The sequence below is a fragment of the uncultured Methanobrevibacter sp. genome (assembly GCF_947169325.1).
GTDB lineage: Archaea > Methanobacteriota > Methanobacteria > Methanobacteriales > Methanobacteriaceae > Methanocatella.
Map to the genome: position 1 here is coordinate 131,824 of NZ_CAMVPN010000001.1, position 26,904 is coordinate 158,727.

1 protein-coding gene is annotated in these 26,904 nt (G+C 38.5%); it reads left to right on the top strand.

Annotation, left to right across the window (positions count from 1 at the left end; translation table 11 throughout):
* Positions 1–26,904 (top strand): Ig-like domain repeat protein (locus tag Q0W26_RS00330; RefSeq protein WP_298521341.1); only part of this gene is annotated, 26,904 nt, incomplete at its 3' end.

Here is a 26,904-nt window from a genome sequence, read left to right on the forward strand (position 1 = left end):
ATGAATAGAAAAGAGATATTGACAATAATATTATTAATATGTGTTATTTTCTCACTGCAGGCAGTAACTGCTGCTGACAGTGGATCAAATAGCACTGACGGTAATGTCTTGTCAGTTGATAATAATGTCTCTGCATACACTCTCCCAGATTCTGAATCTAATGACTTGTTGGGGTACGATAATGCAGTTTCATTTGATCAACTGAAAAAAGACCTTGATAAAACCGGAGATATAACTCTGGATAAGAACTATACGTATTTAGATTCAGATATAGCTAGCGTAGGCAATAAAGGAATTACTTTAACTGGTACTAAAACCATCAACGGTAATGGTAATGTAATCATTGATGCGAATCAGATGTCTAGAATATTCGTTATTGTACCAGGCGCTAATATAACATTGAAAGGAATTACATTTGTTAATGGTAATGCTACTGCTTTACCAGATGGTACTGCAACAGGTCATGGAGGGTCTATATTAGCAAATGGTGAAATCCATATTGACAATTGTAATTTCCAAGATAACACTGCTACATACGGTAATGGGGGTAGTGTATTCATCAAAGGCAGTGGCAGTACTATTACCAATTCTTACTTCAAGGGTAATCGTGCTATCAATAATGGTAAAGATAGTATTGGTCCAGGTGGTGCATTATTCATAGTTGATGCTAATAATGTCAAGATTAGCCATTCAATATTTGAATATAACTATGCTGGTTTGAATGGTGGTGCTATTGCAAGTAAAGATGGTATCACTAACTGTACTATTATCAATTGTACTTTTGAGCATAACACTGCTAATGGTTCTGCTGGTGCAGTGGGTATGCAAAGTTCTAATTTTAAAATGTATAACTCTACCTTCAAGCATAATGAAGCTAGAGGACTATTTAATAAGACAGGTACTACACCTTACTATCCTGGTAATGGTGGTGGAATAGTAGTCAGAGCACATAACAGTTATGTATATAATACTACTTTCATCAACAATACTGCTGCACTTTATGGTGGTGCATCATTCTTATCAAATACTACTGCTGATCCTACCAATAACAATACTAAGTATGAGCTTTGTACCTTCATTAACAATACTGCCAGTGTTAATGGTGGTGCGCTATATTGGGTTAAAGGTGCTCATTATGGTTATGTACTTAACTCAACATTTACCAACAATACTGCTGGCCGTAGTGGTGGAGCTGTATACTGGTTCGGTACTACTGGTACTATCAAGCATTCCAACTTTACCAACAATACTGCTTTAGGTATCGTAGAGGATAAGGACTCTTATGGTAACCTTACATATGGCGGTAATGGTGGAGCTGTCATGTGGGTAGGTTCAAATGGTACAGTATATAACTGTACATTCACTACTAACAATGCTACTAATAAAGGTGGTGCTGTATACCTGCAAGGTAGCAGTGGAGGTCTTTGTAATAATACTAAGTTTGATACATGTACATTTACCGGTAATATTGCTGGTGTAAATGGTGGTGCTATTGATTGGTATCGTGGTGCTAGAAATGGTCATATCCTAAATTCTGTATTTGAGGATAATATTGCTAATAGGTCTGGTGGTGCTGTATTCTGGTCTGGTATTGGTGGTGAAATCAAATATTCCAACTTTACTAACAATAAGGCATTAGGTATTAAGGAAGCTAATGATACTTATGGTAATATGACCTATGGTGGTTATGGTGGTGCTGTAATGTGGACAGGTCCTAACGGTACTATAGACAATTGTAGATTTATTACTAATGAAGCCCACTATAATGCTGCTGTAAATCAAGGTGGTCGTGGTGGTGCAGTATACCTGCAAGGCAGTGCTACTGATAACTGTACCAATGCTACATTTAGTAACTGTAACTTTACAAGTAATATTGCAGGTACTAATGGTGGTGCTATTGATTGGCACACTGGTGCGCATGATGGTAAGATTACTCATTCCACATTTGAGTACAATGTTGCAAAATCGAATGGTGGTGCTGTATACTGGAGAGGTCACCATGGTGACATATTTTATTCCAACTTCACCAACAATAGGGCTGAAGGTGAACACCCTGGTAGTTATGGTAATATTGGTGATGGTGGTGCAGTCTTCTGGGCAGGTATTAACGGTACTGTAGATCAATGCAGATTCATCGAAAATGAAGCTGTCAAAAATCCTAATTATGTTAACGGTGGTCGTGGTGGAGCAGTATATATTGAAAATTGTTCACATGGTAATAAGAATACTACATTCCACAACGTTTACTTTGAAAGTAATATTGCAGGTACTAATGGTGGTGCTATTGACTGGCACGAAGGTGCGGAAGACGGTATGATAGAAAACGGTATTTTCATAAACAACACTGCTCAACGTAATGGTGGTGCAATCTTCTGGTACGGACACAATGGTATAATCAAAAATTCAAGATTCACCAACAACAGGGCAACAGGTGAGCACCGTGAATATAACTTTGACATTAACATGACTGCAGGTGATGTAATACTTGTTACTGCACGTCCGGACATACAGGATGCTAAGGTTCATAAATTGTATGTAGTAAACCAAACTATTACAAAAACCACTTACACTTCAGAATATTACATAATTGTAGTAAATTCATCAACTGGTATACATGAATGGAAGCAAATTAGTGAAAGTGAAGCGGCTTCTCAATATGATTTAACATTGCCTCAAGGTAATGTTACCAACTGCACTGAATTGCCATCCAATTCAAGTGCTGAATTAAATAGATTATATATTCTCAACATTACAACTACAAATAAAATCGCTCACTTTGAGTCTTGGGTCGCATTCATCAATTCATCTAATAAAAAACAATGGAAACAATTGGATGAGATTGACATTCCAGTATCTGAATCAATCATTTCTCCTGTAGATTGGGCAATAGACCAATACTACGGTGGTGACGGTGGAACTATCCTTTGGAGTGGAGACATTGGTTACATATATAACTGTACTTTCACAGATTCCAATTCCGCTCGTCGTGGTGGTGCAGCATACATGACTGGAAGTGACTACGTAACATACGATTCATGTAATTTCACTAACTGTACTTCAGGTACCAATGGTGGGGGAGTAGACTGGTTGGCAGGAGCTAACTACGGTAAGATTTACAACTGTGTATTCAATCAAACAAGGGCTGCCCGTTCAGCGGGTGCAATCTATTATGACGGTTGGTATGGTGACCTTCAAAACATCACAATCATAGGTACCAAAGCATGGGGTGGATCCCTTGACAACAGCAGTGACGGTAGAGTAAAATATGCCGGTTGGGACTCAAGCCACTGGGATACAAATACCACTGGTGGTGACGCCGGTGCAATCATGTTTACCGGTTCAAACATTAAAGTTTATAACATTACATTCACAGACTGTATCGCTACAGGTCGTGGAGGAGCAGTCTTTTTACAAGATAATAAAAACGTAACATTTGATTTATGTGAATTCAGAAATAACCAGGCATTAGGTACTGCCAACAACACATGGAATGATGATAAAAATCTAAGCAGTGGTAAGAACAGGTTCCTGTCAGGTAACGGTGGTGCTATCGGTTTCGATAACGGTGCTACATTAGGAGTTATCAAGAACTCCAAATTCATAAACAACACCGCTCAACGTATGGGTGGTGCAATCAGTTTTGCCAAAGGTTCATCAAATGCAACCATAATCAATTCAACATTTGACAACAACACCGCTAAACGTAACGGTGGAGCTGTATCTGTTGATGGTTTAAATGCTAGATTTGAAGATTGTGATTTCACAAACAACTCAGCAACCGCTGAAGACCTTGACAGAAGCATATTTGACTTAACCAGTTTAAGCAAAATTAGAAATGTAACTACTGAAAATGCGATAGTTAATAAAACTGCACTCCCTACCCCTAGTGCAGATACATTAGGATATCTATATGTTATTGTGCAAATGAACGCTGGTAAGAAGATTAGTTACACCATGGCAATAACTGTAGGTAGTGCCACTAGTGGATATGACTGGTCACTAATGAAAAACACTACCGAAACAGGCCCATCCCCTGTAGACTGGGCAACTGACGAATACTTATGTGGAGATGGAGGAACCATCTTCTGGAGAGGAGACAATGGTATTGCTAATAACTGTAACTTTATAGAATCCAACTCCAATCGTCGTGGTGGTGCAGCATACATGACAGGATCAGACAACATAACATTCTCCAACTGTAACTTCACTAACTGTACTTCAGGTACCAACGGTGGAGGTGTAGACTGGTTGGCAGGTGCAAACTACGGTAGGGTAATCAACTGTACATTCAATAATACTAGAGCTGCCCGTTCAGCAGGTGCTATCTACTACGATGGTGATTACGGTCAAATGATAAATATCACAATTATTAATGCTACTTCATATGGTGGCACTCTACCTGCAAGTAGAGACGGTAGAGTAAAATATGCCGGTTGGGATGCAAGTCACTGGGATAGAAATACCACTGGTGGAGATGCCGGTGCTATAATGTTTACTGGAAACCACGAATACATCTATAACGCTACCTTCATAAACTGTACAACTGAAGGCCGTGGAGGAGCAGTGTTCTTGCAGGACAACACCAATGTTACATTCGAATTATGTAAATTTGAACATAACTATGCAAAAGGTACTGCAAGCAACACCTGGGAATCAAAAATTACACAAAATTCCACTGAAGACCTTGAAGATTTAACAGGTCACGGTGGTGCAATTGCATTTGATGTAAATGCTACAAACTGTAAAATCTTATCCTCCAACTTCACAGACAACCTTGCTCGCCGTAATGGTGGTGCAATCAACTTCGATAAAGGTTCCACTAACAACACAATCAGGGACTGCAGATTCGACAACAACACAGTTTACGATGACGGTGGTGCAATCAACTACGACCGTGGTGCAGATTACTGTTCAATTTATAATTCAATATTCTATAACAACACAGGTTTAGGCAGATTCAATTCCTCAACTAGAGGGGGTACAATCTGTCTTGTCGGTTCAAACATTACAATTTCCGACTCTCAATTCATTTTAGGAAGATCATATGCAAATACCACTGAAGGTGCAAATATCAGCAAAACAGATGGTGGTGCAATATTCCTGGCCGGTGATGATGTAAACATTACCAACACCCTGTTTGACAGATGTTCCGCTCCGAATAATGCTGGTGCAATCGAAATAGTCGGGGACCGCGCTACACTTACCAACTGTACTTTTGAAAAATGTAATGCTACCGAAGACGGTGGAGCATTATATGTACAGGGATTGAACTGTGAAATATACAATTCCACTTTCAGACACAACACTGCCGGAGACGATGGTGGTGCAATTAACTGGAAAGGTGACAACGGTTATGTATATAACATTACATGTTTCAACAACCACGGAATAAGCTTCAACGGTTCACACTCAAACGGTGGTACAATTTCCCTTAACGGTAATAATGTTACAATCACAAAATCCAGTTTCACCCAATCCGGTGCTTTAATCGCTGGTGGTGCAATCTTTGCTACCGGTAACAATGTTACCATTTCAGAATCCTACTTTGAAAGAAACAACGTTTCCCATACTGTAGTGGAAGAGGGCAAAGCATATACCACTGGTGGAGGTTCAATTTATGTATTCGGTAATAATTCAGATATAATAAATTGTACTTTCGATATGGCCAACGGTAAAGAAGGTGGAATTATTTATGTCCAAGGTCATAATGTGACAATTAATAATATTTCCACTAAACGTAGCTATGCTGTTGCAGGAGGAGCAATGTATATCGCAGGTGAAAACGCTACTATCCTGAAATCCAACATTACAATGGCTAACTCCACAACTTCATCAGGTGGTGCAATATATATTCAAGGTGCAAATGCAAACATTTCAGAGTCTTACTTTGGTAGGTGTGTTGGTGGTAAGGATATTTCCAGTACTCGTTTAGTTGATGGTGGAGCCATATATGTGAACGGTACTAATGCTACAATTTCAAAATCAGTTTTCGAAATGAATAATGTTTCCCAAGCTGGGGGATCTATTTTTGTACGTGGTAACAATACCAAGATTTTAGATTCTAATTTCACAAAATCTCATGCTACTATTGGAGGAATTATTTATGTTGAAGGACCTAATGCCGTAATTAACGGTTCATCATTCAGTATGAGTTCAGTAGTTACTAGTGGTGGTGCAATCTATGTAAATGGTACTAATGCAACTATTGAAAAATCATCATTTAAATTGAATAATGCTACAAACAATGGTGGTGCTATCGATGTTGAAGGTGATTTAGCAGAGATTAAAGACTGTAACTTCACAATCGACATTGTGTTAACCGGAGACGGTGGTGCAATTTACATTGGTGGTAAAAATACTGTAATTTCAGGCATTAACTCAAATATCACTCGTTCAAGTAATGGTTATGGTGGATCCATTTATGTTGAGGGTAAAAACACTATCATCAATCAATCTAATTTCGATTCTTCCAACTCTAAAAAGGAAGGTGGTGCAATTTATATTAAAGGGGACGATTCAAAAGTAATTGACTCCAATTTCACACGCACCTCAAATACCAATGGTGGAGCAATATATATTGAAGCTAAGAATGCTGTCGTTTCAGGCTCCAACTTCAACATGAACAATGCTTCCAATATGGGTGGAGCAATTTATATTTATGGTGAACATGCATCTATTATTAATTCAACATTTAATAAGACTTATGCTATTTCCGGCTCCAAGTATATTAAGGATGTGAACCATGGAGGCGCAATATATATTAAAGGTATTTATGCTAATATTTCAGGATCTAAATTTGAAAATTATGGTTCATATAAAGGTGGAGCAATTTACTTAGAAGGTAATTATGGTAATGTTGAAAATTCTTCCTTTGATAATGGTTATTCCGCTTCAGATGGTGGCGCTATTTTCTCCACTGGATCATATTCTATGGTTAAATATTCAAACTTTACAAATAATTATGCATATTATAATGGAGGGGCTCTTTACTGGTTCGGTGCAACAAAGAATAGTGTTGTGGGTTGTATATTCATAAACAACACTGCTTGTGGATATGGTGATCAAGGTACTAAAGGTGGAGGGGCCGTTTACTGGTCAGAAAAAGGATCTTATGGTGTTATCAGAGATTCCAAATTCATAAATAATTCTGTGATTGCTACTAAGGATAAGGCTGACGGTGGTGCGGTTTTATGGGATACAAATAAACATTGTATACTTGACAACTGTACTTTTGATTCAAATTATGTTACAAGTACAATGACTACTTGGACTCAGGGCGGAGCTGTTTACATGAGATCCAATAATGTTACAATTAGTAGGTGTACATTTGAGAATTGCTGGTCTCAAAAGGATAGTGGTGCGCTATATATAGCTAACGATAAAAATACTAATGTGTTCCTGTCTCCTATTGATGTTCATGTGTTTAATTGTACTTTTATAAATAACAGTGCTAAAGGTGAATATAACTCAGCTGATTATGACTGTGGTGGGGGTGCCGTATTAGTTAAACAAGTTGGTAATATTTACTTTACTGATGTTAGGTTTATAAACAATACTGCAGATAAAGGTGGAGCAGTATCCATGATTAGACCTAGTAAAAATGATAATAATTACTTTAGAAATTGTACTTTTATAGGCAATAATGCTACAGAAAATGGTGGAAGCATATGGTCAGGTTCTTATACCGGTGCAAATCCTATAACTCTTAGGTTGTATAATGTTACAATTTCTGATGGTAACGCCTCTTTGGGTGGAGGAATATACACTCTTGGTAATATTGTATACGATAATTTAACTTTCATAAATAATAATGCAACAAGTGGTGGAGCATTATATTGGGATAAAGCCTCTGTAACAATTAGTGACATGGTATTTATAAATAACAATGCAACTAATGGTGGGGCTATTTATATTCCTAAAGAGAGTACTACAGTTAAAAATTGTAATTTCACAAATAACAATGCAACTAATGGTGGTGCAATTTATGTTGGCGCAAATAGTGTTACAATTACCAAAAATAATTTCACAAACAACTCTGCTAAAGAGATGGGTGGTGCAATATATACTAATACTTCAGTTAGTGGAGGAAAAATAACATATTCAAATTTCACTCTAAATCATGCTAAGTATGGTGGTGCAATCTATGCTGGATCTGCTGGTTCTGGTAGTGCACATATTACTATTTCATATTCTACTTTCATCAAAAACGTTGCTAACAGTGATGGTGGGGCAATCTATGTTGCAAATCCATATTATGATATTAATTCTTGTAACTTTGATGGAAATAATGCATCAGGAAATGGTGGGGCTGTTTATGTTAAAGATGATTTATCAACAACTATTAAGGATTCCACATTTAAAAATTCATATGCTGGTAAAGATGGAGGTGCAGTATATCACAATGGTTCATCTTTAACTCTTACAATTAATCATGATGATTTTATTAATAACACTGCTCGTTATAATGGTGGAGCTATTTTATATGTAACTGCTGCTAAGAAATATAGAGATTATAATAACTTCGATAACCTTGGACAGACCACCTCAGCAGGAAGAACCAATGTTATTGATTCAGGAGTTCAGTTCATTAAAAATTCTTTATTTGAAAACAATAATGATTATCCATTGATTGTTCAAGCGATTCCAAATACTTTGGTTCCAACCATTAGAGTTATTTTAAATCGTCCAAAAGATTCAAGACCTGAAACTAAAATTAATTGGGTTGTTAATTTAACTAATGCAACTGATAATACGTTTATAAGACAAATAGTCGTAAATTCAACTACCTATTATGACCATTATAATGCAGTTTATGACTATGTATACGTGAATTTTGAAGGTTTGATGGATGAGCAAACCTATAGGATTAATGTCGGATTTAATGATACAAATTATATGTATAAAGAAAATTACACAACTGCAACTGCTGAGGGCAGTCTAATCGGTGAATTCAAACTTCTTCAAAAACAAATTATGGGCAATATCACCGAACAATCACAATCTCCAGGTGATGTATATGTGGTGTATTTAGAGGATTCATATACATTTACTAGGTGGGAAGATATTCCATATGCAAAATCTGATGACAGTTGTATGAACATTACCTCTCTTGATAGGCCATTAATAATTTATGGTAATGGTTGGGCTCTTGATGCAAAAGGATATTCAAGAATATTTAACATCACTGGTTCCAATGTTACTTTTGTTAATGTAAGATTTGTTAATGGTAATGCAAGCGGCAAATATAATGATGGAGTATATAATGGAGGAGCCATTTACTGGTCCGGTGCAAATGGTGCTGTAAATAATTGTTCCTTTGTTGATAATTATGCTGAAAGGGGTGGAGCATTATATCTAAATGAATCCGCTTCAAATTATAAGATTTCAGACTGTAAATTCAGACAAAATGATGCAGATACCTTCGGTGGTGCTATCGATTGTTATGCTCCAAAAATGAATCTTACCAATACTTTATTCGATAAAAACACTGCCGATACCGGTGCCGCTTTATGTAGGGAAATAACCGCTACAGGTGGATTCGGAAACTATAATAATTTCACTTCAAATAGGGCTAAAACCAATGGATCAGCTCTTGCTTGGATAAGTGCAGAAAGTATTAACATTAATCATTACATTTTCATTGATAATGTTGCAGGCAATAGTGGTGGAGCCATCTATGTAGGTAAAGGCAGTGGTAACTGTGTAGTTAATAATTCTTACTTCCAGGGAAATAATGTAACTAATGAATATGGTGTGCTTACAGGTCATGGTGGTGCTATTGAATGGTATGCTGGTAACGGTACAGTTTTAAATTCCACATTCATTGACAACCATGCGCATGATGGGGGTGCAATTTATGTAGGTCACGGTTCAGAAGAAATCAACATATCAGAATCCACTTTCCGCATAAACACTGCAGGCACTAAAGGAGGTGCTGTCAGTATTGAAGCATCCAAAGTTACCATTAATGCATCTGATTTCTATGATAATAATGCTACTTATGGTGGTGCATTGTATGTAGGTGGTGCAGGCAATCTTAATTATGTATACTCATCTGTTTTCGAAGGAAATAAAGCTAAAGATGGTGTTGGTGGAGCGATTTATTGGGAAGCTTCCTCAAGTTATATTTATGACTCTAACATAACTAGCAATTGCGCCGATTATGGTGGAGGTTTATACTTGGGCGGTGATTCCGCTGAAAGTACAATTCTAAATTGTAGTTTCACAGATAACCATGCTAAGTTCACAGGTGGTGCTATTGATTGTAATGCCTCTAAAATGTATTTATCCAACACTACCTTCGATTCCAATTACGCTCAATTCGGTTCCGCTTTATGTAGGGAAGTTAATGCAAAAGGAGGTTCCGGTGCAAACAACACTTTCATAAATAACCATGCATATGTTGCAGGTGCCGCTCTTGGATGGATGGGTTCAGTAAATATTACAATTACAAATTACACATTTATCAATAACTCTGCTGAGGTATGTGGTGGAGCAATTTATGTAAGTCGATCCAGTCATAACTGTTCAATTATTACTTCAAACTTTGAAAATAACTATGTAACTAATGCAACATCCACTTGGGATGGTAATAAATTCTATTGGACAGCATGGGATGGCGAACTTATGAGTTTCAGTCTTGTAGTAACTACCGATACTTCACTGATTAATACAACTGTGATTGGTGTGGATACTGTATTCTATAGTTCTAGTGAGGAAGCAGGTAAAGAGAATATGGGTGTTGGTGGAGCTGTCAGTTGTCTTGCAGCCAACGCTACAATTACAGGATCCAACTTCACAAATAACACTGCAAATAAAGGTGGTGCATTGTATGTAGGTTCTTATGAAGGACATACAAATATTAATCGTTCAGTATTCACATCCAACATTGCTTATGAAATAGGTGGAGCTATCAACTTACATGCTTCAGGAGTACACATTGATGACTCTCAATTCTATAATAACACTGCTGTTAACGGTAGTGCACTGTATGTTGGTGGTGTTGGAACAGCTAATAAGGTTCATGAATCTATTTTTGAAGGAAACAATGCTACTGATCATGGTGGTGCTATCTACTGGAAAGCATATGAAGGTGAAATTATAGGAACTAACTTCACCAATAACCGTGCTATCTATGGTGGTGCTATTTACTTGAATGGCGTATCAAATAATACAAATATTATCAATTCAACATTCAAATTCAACAATGCTACCAAAAACGGTGGAGCTATGGAATGTAACGCATCCAACATTGGAATTTACAACATTACATTTGAATCCAACTATGCAGGTGAATATGGTGCTGCTTTATGCAGAGAAAAAGGCGCAACCAGTGGTCATGGTACCAACAACACTTTCATAGCAAACCATGCCGGAATCGCAGGTGCAGCTCTTGCATGGATGGGTGTTGACAACATTAACATCAACTACTACTATTTCATAAACAATACTGCAAATGAAGGTGGGGCAGCAATTTATGTTTCCGATGACAGTGACAATTGTATAATCAATCATTCATCCTTCAAAGGAAATTACATAACCAATGATACTGGTGGACATGGTGGTGCAATCTATGTTGTTGGAGATAATGCTACCATTGTCAACTCCAACTTCACAGACAACCATGCATTCTATGGTGGTGCTATATTTGCAGGTAAATCCTCAGGTAATACAAACATATCAAATGTAACATTTGACGATAACTGGGCAAATGTGGATGGTGGTGCAATTGTCATTACCGGTTCCGGAGTGACTTTAAATGACACTCGCTTCTACAATAACCTTGCCGGTGACTCTGGTGGTGCAATCTATGTGGGCGGTGAAGGTACAAGTAACGTAATCTGGTACACCGTTTTCGAAAACAACACTGCAAGAGATCATGGTGGTGCTATTAACTGGCTTGCATATTCCGGAGAAGTATATTACTCCAACTTTACAAACAACTCCGCTGTTTACGGTGGAGGTATTTACTTGAACCATATTTCAAGCAGCAGTAAAATCGTCAATGTAATATTTAAAGAAAATAGGGCTACTAAAAATGGTGGTGCTATTGACTGTAATGCAAGTTATATGGGTCTTTTAAATACATTATTCGAATCCAACTACGCCGGTGAATATGGTGCTGCTTTATGTAGGGAAGCCGGTGCCGAACACGGTTATGGTGGAAACAACACATTCAATTCAAACTATGCAGGAATTGCAGGTGCTGCTCTTGCATGGCTTGATGTTAATGAAATAACAATCAGAAATTACACATTCTACAACAACTCTGCTTATAAGAGTGGTGGAGCAATATATGTAAACAAAAACAGTCCAAACTGTAAAGTAATTAACTCTACCTTTAATTTAAATTATGTAGTTGATGTTTTAGGAGGTAGAGGAGGAGTTATTGACTGGCTTGGAGCTAACGGTACTATTTACAATTCCACATTCGGCCTTTCCTATGCTGTAGTGGCCGGTGCATTATACATTGCTTCAGATAACATGAACATTACCAAATCCAACTTCTCATATGCAATTACCTTACAACGCGGTGGATCAATTCTTGGTGACCATGCAAACAACGCAACAATTGCCGACTGTTACTTCGACAACAGTGCGGCAATTGGATACATCACTCCTGAAGATAAGGACTTTGGTCAAGGTGGTGCAATATACTGGATTAATTCAGATAATCTTACAATATCAAACACAACATTCTACAAAACAGAATCCCACGCTGACGGTGCAGTATATCTCTTGAACTGTAACAATTCAGGATTCTACAACACATTATTCAATGATTCATTCTCAATTAGAAGTGGTGGTTCAATCTCATGGATTAATTCCACTAACGGTACAGTTGACAATTGTACCTTTATAAAATCTGAAGCTTTATTCAATGGTGGTGCAATTAATTTAGTCGGCATTGATAATATCACAGTTAAAGACTCAAAATTCAATAACACCCGTGCAACTAAAGCAAATGGTGGAACAATCTACATTGATGGTAATGTCACAATAGACAACAGTACATTTACAGATTATGAGGCATATAGTGACTGGGGCGCATCTTTATACATCCACAACGGAACTTCCACTGTTGTCAACAGCACATTTGACGGCATGGATGCAATCTGGGCATACAAGTATTCTACCGTATACTTAACTGAAAACAACATTACAGGTAAAAATCCAAACAGGAACATGACATATCTGGAAAGAGATTATGATTCCAAATATAATCCTATCGATTATGCTGTATGGAACGACGGTGTAATGTATCTTGAGAAAAACAACTTCAGTTATGTCGTATTCAACAACGGTACAATCATGACTCAAACCTATCTCGACATGCTCGATAATGATACATATGAAGTGGAATGGAATAAAACTTTCATGTTCTTTGCAAACATTACAGATGACAATCACAATACAATAATTTCTGTACGTTCATTAGGTACTTACAACAATCACCCTGAATATGACTCCGGTGTAAAATATAATCTGACCTATAACAGACTTCCTCTTCCTGCATATATTCAGGACGTATTCCTGCTCAGTGGAAACGATACAGGTTTGGCTAAATGTACATACCGCAATGGAACTCTGAAAGTTAAAATGCGCACTAACATGGAAATAACAAGAAGTGAAGAAAAAGATGAAAACATTACATTTACAGCTAAAATAACCATTCCATATGGTGGAGTTAACAGTAACTACACTATTAATCAGGACGACAAAGTCCACTTTGTAATTGGCGGTAAAGATTATTATGGCAATATCTTATGTATTTCAACAGACAATAAACATTGGATTACAGCTTATGCAAATGTCACATTGAATCATATGCATACAGGAACCTACACAGTTACCGCAACATTCGATGGTGATGATTACCACTTCGGCATTGCAAATTCAACTTTAGTTGTGCTGGATGCACGTCAAATCTGGATTGCAATTGAGGCTGCAGACATCTACTATAACCAAACCTTGATTTGTTATGTAACTTCCAATGCTACAAATACTGAAAACGGATTCATATACATAAGAATCAACGGTAGGGATGTGACCATACCTGATAACAAACTTGAGAAGGATGGTTCTAAAGTAATTCATATAACTCCTGAAATGTATAAGAACATGATAAACGCTACCGGTGAATACACACTTTCAGTGATGTTCAATAATGGTACATATTACGATTACAAATTGAATTTCTCCAATTTCAATGTGCTGAAATTCAAGACAAACATCTCTGCAAACGTAACCACTCCAATTGAATTCGGAGATACTTTAATGATTAACGTAACTGTTAACAAAACCGCACCAGGTTTCGTTGCAGTACGTATTGGAGAAGAACTCTATGTAGCATATGTCCATGATGGAATCGCAAGGATTAACATTACCGGATTGGCCGCTAAAACTTATACTGACATTCCTGTAACATATTACTCTAACAGTAGTTTCTATAACAGTAACTCTACCAAAATCACATTCACTGTCAATAAGAAATCCACATATGTGATGGATGTGAAAGTCGATGACATATTCTATCATGAAAACGCTACAGTCAGGGTAAAACTCCCAACTGACGCTACCGGAAACGTAACCGTTTGGGTTGATGATCATAAATATGAAAATGTAAGTATTGTTGAAGGTACTGCGGTGCTGACAAATATAAGCGGATTGGTCAGTGGAAAACATGTTGTTAATGTAACTTACGCAGGTGACGCATCATATGGTCCTCAAGATTTCAACGGAACAGAATTCACAGTAAAACCTGCTGAAGACTGGAAGATGAACATAACCACTGATGAGCATCCTTATGGTGAAAATACCACAATTACTATTAAATTGCCTTCCGATGTAATGGCCAAAAACGTGACAATAAGAATCGACGGCAAAGTTTATGTGGTTAATGTCACAAACCATGTTGCCAATTTAACCCTGAATAATCTTTCCGCAGGAACCCACAGCGCAAACGTAACTGCAGGCGATGCAAACCATGCAAACAAGACCCAGATATTCCGTCCTCAAATCGCTAAGGCAACTCCTGCAATTTCCATATCCGTAGTCAATGGAGATGTTGTTGCCACAGTTACCGGAAATGCAACAGGTAATGTCACATTCTACCTGCCTGGTGCTGAATACACAATTGACCTCGTAGGCAGAACCGCAACATTAACCGCAGATAAATTGAAAATAGGCACTAACGGTATTATAGCAATCTATAACGGTGATGCTAATTACACCTCCGTAAGGACAAAATACCTTGTCAATGTCGGCAAGGAGAATTCTACAGTAAATGTGACTGCTGAGAACAAAACATACGGAAACCCTGTTGAAGTCACTGTTAAAGTCGGCAAAAACCAAACCGGATATGTAACTATTGATGTAATAAACAATGTAACAGGAACTGTTGTATTCATGGACATTGCAAAAGTCGATAATATTACTGGAAGAGCAATATTTACACTTAAAGACATGAATGCAGGAATATATAGAATTAATGTAACCTATTATGGTGACAGCACTTTCAACGTAAGTTCAAATCATACCTACTTCAAAATAACTCCTGCAGATTTATCCGTAAACGTCATAGCCAACAACATAACAGTAAATGACAGCACACAGTTCATTGTGGACATGACCACCAAAGACTTCAAAGGAAAAGTAATGATCAACATTTCATCCGTCATTTATGATGATGTTGTAAAAACTATAATCAATACAGGCAAATTGGCCCCTGGAAACTACAAGGCCAATGTAACATTTTATGGCGATGGAAACTATAATGAGAAAACTATTAAAGTTAACTTCACTGTTTCAAGACTCACTCCTACCATAGCAGTAACTATTGCTGATGTGACTTATCCTAATGCAGCATCTGCTCAAGTCACAGTTTCAAACAAAGCCAACGGTACTGTTAATGTGTATATGGGCACCACACTTATAGGTACTGCTCAAATGACTAACGGTCAGGCTACAGTTCCATTAGTTCAACTGGCTGGAGGAAACAAAAAAGTAACTGTCAAATTCACTGCTACAGATTCATTTAATAATGATGTTGAAATTGACACTTCATTTAATGTTATCAAGAACTCTACATCTTTAACTATTCAAAATAACGGAGCAGATGTAATTGTCACTCTTAACCCTCATGTTGAAGGTTTAACTGTGTCAGTATACGTTGGAGGAACATGGTATTCCAATACCACCAATAATGCTGGTGTTGCCACTATTAAAGGACATTTAACAATAGGAAGCAATTCCGTCTTTGCGGTATTCAACGAAAATGAAAACTACACATTTGCATATGGTGCAGCTACTCTGGATGTTGACAAAATCTCTACAGGTTTAACTGTTGTTGCAACTCCTGGAGAAGCTGTTGTCGGTCAAAAAACAACAATCACAGTCACAATGGAAAATGTAACTTCAGGTAAAGTCTTAATCGAAGTCAACGGCTACAACTACACTGTTGACATCAACAGCAATGGTGTCGCTGTCCTAGAAATCGCATTGCCAATCAATGAAAGTTACATCGCAAGGGCATTCTACCAAGGTGACAATGAGCATAAGGCCTCCAACAACACAACTACTGCTTTCAAAGTCATTGCTAAACAGACTCCTGAAATCACAATCATTGTTCCGGACAATGTTAAAGTCGGAGACACAATAAGCATCCAAGCAAGTTCTGCAGGATATAATTTAACCGTCTGGATTAACGGAGTAAAACAGAGAATAACTAATGGAATTATATCATACAATGTAGGAAATGCAGGAATTTACACAATCGTGGCCAAAACCACAGAAAATGATGCTTACTATGCTGCCAATAAGACAGTAGCATTTGAAGTAACAAAACATGACATGCCACTGACTATTACAGTCGAAAATAAAGACAATATTAAAGTCGGCGATAATGTCGTAATTAACGTAACCCTACCTGGTGCAGGTGCCGGTGAGAAAGTGGCTATTGAGATTAACGGTCAAACCTATGATAATGTTACAAACGCTCAGGGCATCGCTACATTCACTGTTCCTTCCGTAACTTATGGAGATAAGACAGTTACAGCATTATACAACGGCACTAATAGATATTATGATAATGCAACTACTGCCACATTCAATGTAGACAAACATGATTCATTTGTACACATCACTCCAAGTAATGCTGATGTTGGCGGTGAAGTGACTATCCATGTAGAAGTTCCTGCAGGCGCTACCGGATATGTATACCTTAATATAAATGGAACTTACTATGTCTCAATTATTTCCTCAGGTATCAATTACCCTGATCTTGTAATCAGAGGACTAGGAAACGGAACCTACTATGTCCATGCCACATACTCAGGTGATGACAAATTCAAACAAAGCATTAACAATGGTGAAACATTCACAGTATCTAAAGTAAACGCCGGATTAGGCATAACCGTCAAGGACATGACAGCAATCAAATATGGCGATAAAGTTAATGTCACTGTAACCATTAATAATGCTGATGCAACAGGATACATCACTGTTGGAATCGAAAACGGCGAATCAGTTAGATTGCCTATTGTTGAAGGCAAAGTCAATTGGATTGTCGACGGATTGGCTGCAGGCACATACACAATCACAACCGCTTACTCAGGTGACGACAAATATGCTGCAATCGTTACCGGTACTACTCAAGAATTTGAAGTCAAACAGGCAACTCCAACAATCACAATTGAAGTTGGAGATGTTGAAATTGATCAGATAACTACTGTAACATTCTACATTAACTCCACTGCTACAGGTAACTTAACCGGTTCAATTGATGGAGTTGCATTTAATAAGAAGATAACTGACGGTAAAGTAGAAGTAACAACTGCTAAATTGGTCAATAAGACTTATGCTATTGTTGTTGACTATGCAGGTGATACCAACTACACTGTAGCTCACAAGGAATCCTCATTTGATGTTGCTAAGACAGACAAATATGAAATGAACATCACTGCTGTTGACATTAAAGTCGATGAAGGACTTAATGTTGTTGTGAATGTTCCTAAAGACGCTACAGGTGAAGTCATTTTAGAAGTAGATGATACTAATTACACTGCATCTATTGTTGCAGGCAGCGGTAAAGCAGTATTCAATGATGTTATCAGTTTAACTGCCGGCAGATACAATATTACTGCTTACTTCAGTGATGATAAATACCTGAATAAGACCGCTTATGGCGTATTCAATGTAGTCAAACATGAAAGACCAATGGTAATTACTGTTGATAATAAGAATAACATTAAAGTTGGAGACAATGTCGCAATCACAGTAACTTTAACCGGCGTTGGTGCTGGTGAAAAAGTAACCCTTGAAATCAACGGTGCAAAACAAGAATCCACAACTGATGCTAATGGCGTTGCTACATTCACTGTTAATTCCATAACTTATGGTGATAAGACTGTTGTTGCAACTTATGGTGGAAACTACAAATATGTATTTAATTCAACTACTGAGCAATTCACAGTAAATAAATATGACCCAACCAAGTTTGATGTTGTAGCAACAGGTGCTGCTGTTGGAAATAATGCTACTGTTGCTGTTGATTTAGGAAATGGTGTAACCGGTTATGTAAATGTTAATGTCAACGGTACAAATTACACTATCAAACTCGGAAATGACGGTAAAGGATCAGTTAATATCACAGGTTTAGGAAACGGCACATATTATGTCCATGCTACTTACTTAGGCAATGATAAATATAATACTAAAGAAAATAATACAGAAACATTTGAAATGACAAAAACCGCAACAACTGTACGCATCAGTGTTTATTCTCCTCTTGTTGCAGGCGATGATGCAACAATTACAGTTACTATGTCTCCAGACATTACTGGAACTGTAAGATTAACAGTTAAGAGTGATAGTGATAATCACATATCAGATTATAATGTTGCTGTTGTAGGCGGCACTGGAATTTATGTTGCAAGCAATTTATCAAATGACACTTATCATATTAATGCAGTATTCGATGGTGACGGTAAATATGAAAGCAGCACTGCCGATGAAGTAATTCTAAAAGTCAATAAGGTTATTACAAACGTAGTCATCAGCATCGATAAGGATTCCATAAATGTTGGTGATAATGCTACTGTAATGATTGAGTTACGCAATAAGACTAATGCTCTTCTTCAAATCAATGCTATTGTCACTGTCAAAGTCAACGGATCAAACCACACAGTTGGTCTTGTCAACGGTAAAGGAAAATTCACATTAAGCGGCCTTGCAAACGACACTTACATTATCAATGCAGTATTCGCCGGTGATGATAAATACGTTCAAAGCACATCCAATAGGGTAACCTTGAAAGTCAATAAGATTGCCACATCAATTGGAGTCAGCGTTGCAAGCACTGTAACTTATAAAGATGTTGCAACAATCACTGTTACTATGAATCCTGCAATCAACGATTATGTTGTTCTCAACGTCGCAGGTAAGGACTACACAGTTGCCATTGTCAACGGCCAAGGCAAATTCAATGCTACTGGCCTAAATGTCGGACACTACCCAGTAACTGTAACATATGCAGGTGACGATAAATATGTACAAAGCAGCAACGGTTCAGTTTCATTCGATGTTGTTCCTGCAGATTTAACCGCAAGTGCAGTCGGATTGAACGTAACCGTCAAAGAAGATGTCGGTATTGTCATATCTGTTCCTTCAGACTTCACAGGTAACGTATCAGTTAACATATCCGGTGATGTCAGATACAACGATACTGCAATCCCATTAATCAACATAGGCAAGTTCGAAACCGGCTCATACACTGCAAACGTAACATTCTACGGTGATGATAATTATAACAATAAATCAGTAACCGTTAAATTCAATGTAACAAGGGTCACCCCTTCAATTAATGTAACAATAGGTGATGTAACTTATCCTAAGGATGCTGTTGCCAATATTGTCATTGGAAATAATGCAAACGGCAGAGTCAATGTCACAGTTGACGGCAAAAAAACATTCACTGGAAATGTAGAGAACGGTGTTGCCAGTGTCAAATTAACTGGATTATCTGCAGGCTTTAAGAATGCTACAGTTAAATTCTTCACAAATGATGATTACAACAATAATGTAACTTCAGCTATTGTTAAATTCATTGTATATCCAAACAATTCACTTATCACAGTCACTGGAAATAAAGCAATCTATGTGGTTGGCGAAGGCATTGACATTAAATTTATTAGAACTAACTCCACTGGAGATATAAAAATTTATATTAATGGTAACTACTATACCACACTCTCCACTTCACTAGAAATCTCACCTGTTTTAGGTGAAGGTGATTACACTATAACCGCGGAGTTAGCTGGTAATGAAAACTACACTGGATACACTACAACTGCTTCATTCAAAGTTATCAAAAATAACTTAACAATCAGCGTTGATGACACTACATCTCCTGCAACAATTGTTGTGGGCACTCCTGTAACATTCACAGCCAACCTGAATGAATCAGTAACCGGTGATGTGATATTCACAATCAACGGTGCAAACTACACAGTGCACATTTCAAATGCTAATGTTGCTACTTATGACTACACTCCGGTCAACAACGCTACCCTGAAAGTTGTTGCAACTTTCACAGGAAATGATAAGTACAACAACAAATCATCTGCTCAAAAACAGTTCACTGTCAGCAGGCTTGCTTCAACTGTCGTATCTGGTGATGTAACTATTGAAGTTGGTAAGGTGGCTGTAATCAGCATTACCGTTACTGATGGTGCTACTGGTGTTGTCAACGTAACTGTTAATGGTGAAACCCAGAGTGTTGGTCTTGTTGATTCCAAGGCTAAGGTTTATGTTTCCGGATTACTCAATAACACTTATCCAATTACTGTAAAATATCTTGGCGATGACAAATACTCCGAAAGCCAGGATACTGCTCATAAAGTTTATGTAAATAAAGTATCTGTCTATGACTTCCAGGTTACCGCTACTGACACTGTTGTTGGTGGCAAATCAGTTGTGACTGTATATATGCCTAGCGATGCTGACGGTAACATTACCATCGGCACTAAAACAGCTAAAGTTGAAAACGGTAAAGCAACTATTGTTTTAGATGCTGAAGAGTCACCTGTCGCTGGAAAACATGTCACTGTAACTTATGGTCATGACAGTAAATATGCTGATAATGCTGGTGTTGATGCTACTTACAATGTTGGTAAGGCCAATTCCAGTGTTGGAATCACTGTAGATAATGTTTATGTCATTGGTGATACTGTGACTGTTGTTTTAACTCCGGTCAACGGTACTGCTACTGTCAAAATCAATAATAAGGATTACACTGTAACCGGTAATAGGGTTACTTTCACTGCTAATGTGACTGATAAATATGAAGTTGTTGCCACTGTTGCTGAATCTGCTAACTATCGTGGATCAACTGCTAGGGCAACATTTGATATCATTAAAGCATCTTCCGGAATCAGCATTGCTGTTAATGATGTTTATAAAGTTGGTGAGGATATTGTAATCACTTTAACTCCTGTAAATTCAACTGGTGCTGTTAATGTCACAATTAATGGTGTGCCTCAGACTGTCAGTGGCAATAAGGTTACAATCACTGGTGGTTTGGCTGCCGGCACTTACACTGTTGTTGCTAACCTGACTGGTGATGCTAATTACGCTGCTTCATACAACTTCACTGTATTTGATGTTGTCAGAAACGATTTAACTATTGAGGTTGCTGATGGTACAAGTCCTGCTGATATTGTTGTCGGCACTCCTGTGACTTTCACTGCCAACTTGAATCAGAAAGTGACCGGTGATGTTGTATTCACAATCAATGGTGCAAACTACACTGTACATGTTTCAGATGCTAATGTTGCTACTTATGACTTCACTCCGGTCAACAACGCTACCCTGAAAGTTGTTGCAACATTCACAGGAAATGATAAGTACAACAACAAATCATCTGCTCAAAAACAGTTCACTGTCAGCAGACTTGCTTCTCAAGTCACTGTAACTGTCAAAACTCCTGTAACTTACGGAAACGATGCTGTAATCACAGTCGAATTGGATGCCAGCATCAACACAACTGTCAAACTGACTGTTGATGGTAAAGTATATGATGTTGCTATTGTTAACGGAAAAGGTGGATTCAACGCTTCCGGATTAAGTAGCGGTGATCATAATGTCAGAGTGGTATTTGCAGGAAATGACAAATACGATGGTGATGATGACGATAAAGCATTCAACATAGGCGCTGCCATATTGGTCGCTGATGTGACTGCACTCAACGTCACAGTTGAAGATAACACTGTCTTTGCAATAAATGTCACAGACGACTTCAAAGGAAACGTTTCAATCAAAGTGGGAGATAAAGTACTCTACAACGGAAGCGTCAAAACATTAATCAATGCAGCTCAATTGACTGCAGATGAATATACTGCAGAAGTCGTATTCTACGGAGACGACAATTACAATAAGTTAACCCTGGACAATGTCAAATTCAATGTCACAAAAGTAACTCCTGCAATTGTGGTTTCAATTGATGATGTCACATATCCTAATAAGGCTGTTGCAGTTATTAATGTGGACAATAAGGCAAACGGTACTGTAAAAATCACTGTTGGAACCGATGTGTTCGACACAACTGTAAGCAACGGTGTCGGAAGTGTTGATTTAATCGGCCTGTCTGCAGGAAGCAAAGTTGCAGCAGTCGAGTTCACTTCAACAGATGACTATAACTTCGACGCAACAGCAACAACTAAATTCACTGTAAACAAAGCAAACTCAACTGTTGTCATTGGTGTTGATGACTTCTACCTCTACAATGACAAAATCACAATCAATTTAACAACTACTGGCTCTGATGGCGCTATCAATGTAACAATCAACGGCAAATCATATGAGGTAGTCAATAAACAGGTTGTAATTGAAAGCATCACAGCCGGCGAATACACAATTATCGCTAAACTGGCAGGCAATGAAAACTACACAGATGCTGTCAACTCAACTACATTCAAAGTTAAACAGGCCGCAACCAGTGTTTCAATTGATGTAAAATCAGTATATAATGTCGGTGAAGATATCGTTATCACATTGACTACTGAAAACTCAACTGATTTGACTGTAACAATCAACGGCAAAGAATACACAGTCAGCAGCAATAAGGTAACAATCACTGGTGGTCTTGCTGCAGGCAACTACACTGTCAGCGCTGTCCTGCAAGGCAATGAAAACTACACCGGTTCAAAAGATACCAAAGAATTCAAAGTTGTCAAACTGCAGTCAGAAGTGACAGTCAACGTGACTGACATCACAGCCGATCAAAGCGAAACCATAAAAGTCAACGTAATTGATGGTGCTACTGGTCAAGTAGTAATCACTGTTGATGGCAAAGACTATTATGTTGCAATCAACGGCAAATATGCTACATTGAAACTTGACAACCTTACAAATAAAACATACTCTGTACAAGTAAAATACTTGGGTGATGAAAAATACAATGAATCAACTGGTACAGCTACATTCAACGTATCAAAATTAACATCTTCAATCAAAGTTGAAGTTGCAAACATCACATATGGTGATGCTGCAGCAGTCAACATTACTGTAATCACAAATGCAACAGGTAATGTGACAATCGAAATTGGAAGCGAATACAAACAGACTGTCGGTGTTGTTGACGGTAAATTCAGCGTAATCGTTCCAGGATTGACTACCGGAAACAAAACAGTCACTGTAACCTACAACGGAGACAGAGTATTCACATCCAGCACAGATTCAGCCAACTTCACAGTCGGAAAATCCGCTGTTGAAATGAATGTCGTAGCCGGAAACGTTACATACGGTGAATATGTGCCTGTAACAGTGTTCATTGACGCTGAAGGTAAAGTAACCATTAAAGTGGACGGCACTCCTGTTGAAACCAAAGCTTTAGAAAACGGCAAAGTTGTCTTTGAAGTTCCTTTAGATGCAGGCAACTACACAATCGAAGCTGTATACGAAGGAAACGATGACCATAACGCAACTTCCGCTACAGTCGATGTCAGTGTGGCCAAAGCAGATCCTATAATCACTGTCACAACCAAAGACATCGTTTACGGTGATGTGGAACAAATTGTAATTACCTCAAACGCTCCTGGAAACGTGACTGTCATAATCGATGGTGAAGTCAAAGTAGTTGAACTCACCTTGGCAAACGGATACAGAGCAGTACTGATGGCTTCCAGAGGACTTACTCCATACGACGGCAAAGCAACCGTTGATGTAAGCAATCTGAATGCCGGAAACCATGTTGTTGAGGTAACATACAATGGCGCAGACAACTACAACAAATACACAGCAACCGATGACTTCAATGTCGTTAAAGCAAATACAACACTCAACGTTGAGGCTGACACATCAATCACTGTTGGCGAAACCCAGGTAATCAACATTACAGTCGACAATGAAAACGCAACCGGAAACGTCATAATCAGCATTGACGGTAAAAACTACACTGCCGAGCTGAAAGACGGCAAAGCCAACTTCACAACTCCTAAACTGGCAAGCGGAAACCACACAATAACTGTCGTATATGATGGTGACGGCAACCTGACCGGCAACTGGACTCAAGTCAATGTGGAAGTAAGCAAACTTGAAGCTGACATGAACGTAACAATAGACAATAATACTGTCGGAGGCAAACAGACAATCACTGTAGAAGTTCCTAAAGACGCTACCGGTCAAGTGTTAATCGACATAGGAGACAACCACTACTACGCTAACGTAACTGATGGCATTGCAAAACTTGAACTTGACAGCTTGCCTGCTGATGAATATGACATTAACGTAACATATCTTGGTGATGAAAACTACACTGCAAAATCAGCATCCGACAGGTTCAAAGTAACAAGAAACAATTCAGCAGTCAACATAACCTCAGAGCGCATAACTGTTGGAGACAACGAAGTAATTAAATTCACAGTTCCTGAAGATGCAACAGGAAATATCACTGTTGTAGTCGACGGTAAAACTTACACAGTCCCAGTCAGTGGAGGAAACGGAACATTAACCATTCCTAAATTGGCTGTGGGCAATTACACAATTGATGTAACTTACAATGGTGATGACAAATACGCTCCAAGCACCAATTCATCCAAATTCGAAGTGGCTAAAGCAACTGTCTCACCTGATGACATCAAGGTTGTTGATCAAACAAACGGCACTGTTGTAGTGGTCGTTCCATCCGACATGACCGGTGAAATCTCAGTCAAAGTCGGCAATGACACATACAACGCTACAATCGAAAACGGTACCGCAGTATTCACACTGGACAAATTGACTCCTGGAACTCACGAAATCGAGGTTTCATACTCCGGTGACGATAACCATACCGATGCCACAACAACCGCTAAAGTATCAACTGAAAAATCCATAACTCCAATAAGCGTGGATGTTGAAAACATCAATGTTGGAGATAAGGCAATCATAACTGTAAACGTTCCTGCAAACGCTACTGGTACTGTAACAATCGAAATCGATGGTGTGAAATACACCACAGACAACATTACCGGCGGCAAAGCTAAATTTGAAATTGAAAACTTAACCAATGGCACTAAAACAATTGCAGTCGACTATGCAGGTGACGGCAACTACGTCGCAAACCACACAACCTCTGCAATTGCAGTATCCAAAGTAACTCCAAAAGTTGAAATTGACATTAAGACTGATGGTGATGATGTAACAATTGATGTAGCTGCCCCTGGCGATGCAACCGGACAAGTTTTAATTGATGTTGATGGTGTAGGATACTATGTAAACCTTACTGATGGTAAAGGACAATTAGTCCTACCTGATGTCGCAGGCGGAAACCATGACGTAATCGCAACATACACTGGTGATGAGAAATATGGTGAATCCTCTGCAAGCGATTCATTCAAAGTATCCGATCTTCCTTCAAGCGTGTCAGTCAATGTCGATGACATTACCTACGGCGATAAGGCTGTTGTTGAAGTGACTGTTCCTGAAGATGCAACAGGCACTGTAACTGTCACAGTTGACGGCAAAGATTACACAGCCAATGTAACAGGCGGTAAAGCAACAGTCATTGTTCCTGACCTCAAAGCAGGAAACCACACTGTTGATGTGACTTACTCTGGTGACGACAAGTATAACTCAAGCACTACTGCTGCTGAGTTTGAAGTATCCAAAGCGGTCGTCGCTCCTGAGGACATCAAGGTAGTTGATCAAGGAAATGGCACTGTCACAGTTGTTGTTCCTGAAGGCGCAACCGGTGAAGTGACAGTCAAAGTCGGAAACGACACATACACTGCACAGGTCAAAGACGGCGTGGCCACAGTAACATTGACAAACGCAACTCCTGGCGTCAATGACATTGAAGTCACCTACTCCGGTGATGAAAACCACACAGGTGCAACTACAGACGGATCTGCAACAGCTCCTAAAGAGGACGCTCCAATATCCGTCACTGTAGATGACAGTAAAGTCGGCGAGAAGGCAACTGTAAAAGTAACCCTGCCTAAGGACGCTGAAGGTAATGTGACAGTCACAATCGATGGCGTAACATACACCGCTCCAATCAAGGATGGTGAAGCAACATTCACTATCGACAACCTGACCAGCGGTCCTAAGACAGTAACAGTCGACTATGCAGGTGATGCCAATTACGCTGCAAACCACACAACAGCCAACTTCAATGTTGACAAGGTCACACCTGATGTGTCTCTAAACATTACCACAGATGGCGATGATGTGGTGATTGATGTGACAGCACCTAAGGACGCTACCGGACAAGTTCTGGTTGATGTGGATGGTGTAGGATACTACGTAAACATCACTGACGGTAAAGGACAATTAGTCATACCTGATATTGCAGGCGGAAACCATGACGTAACCGCAACATACACTGGTGATGAGAAATATGGTGAATCCTCTGCAAGCGATTCATTC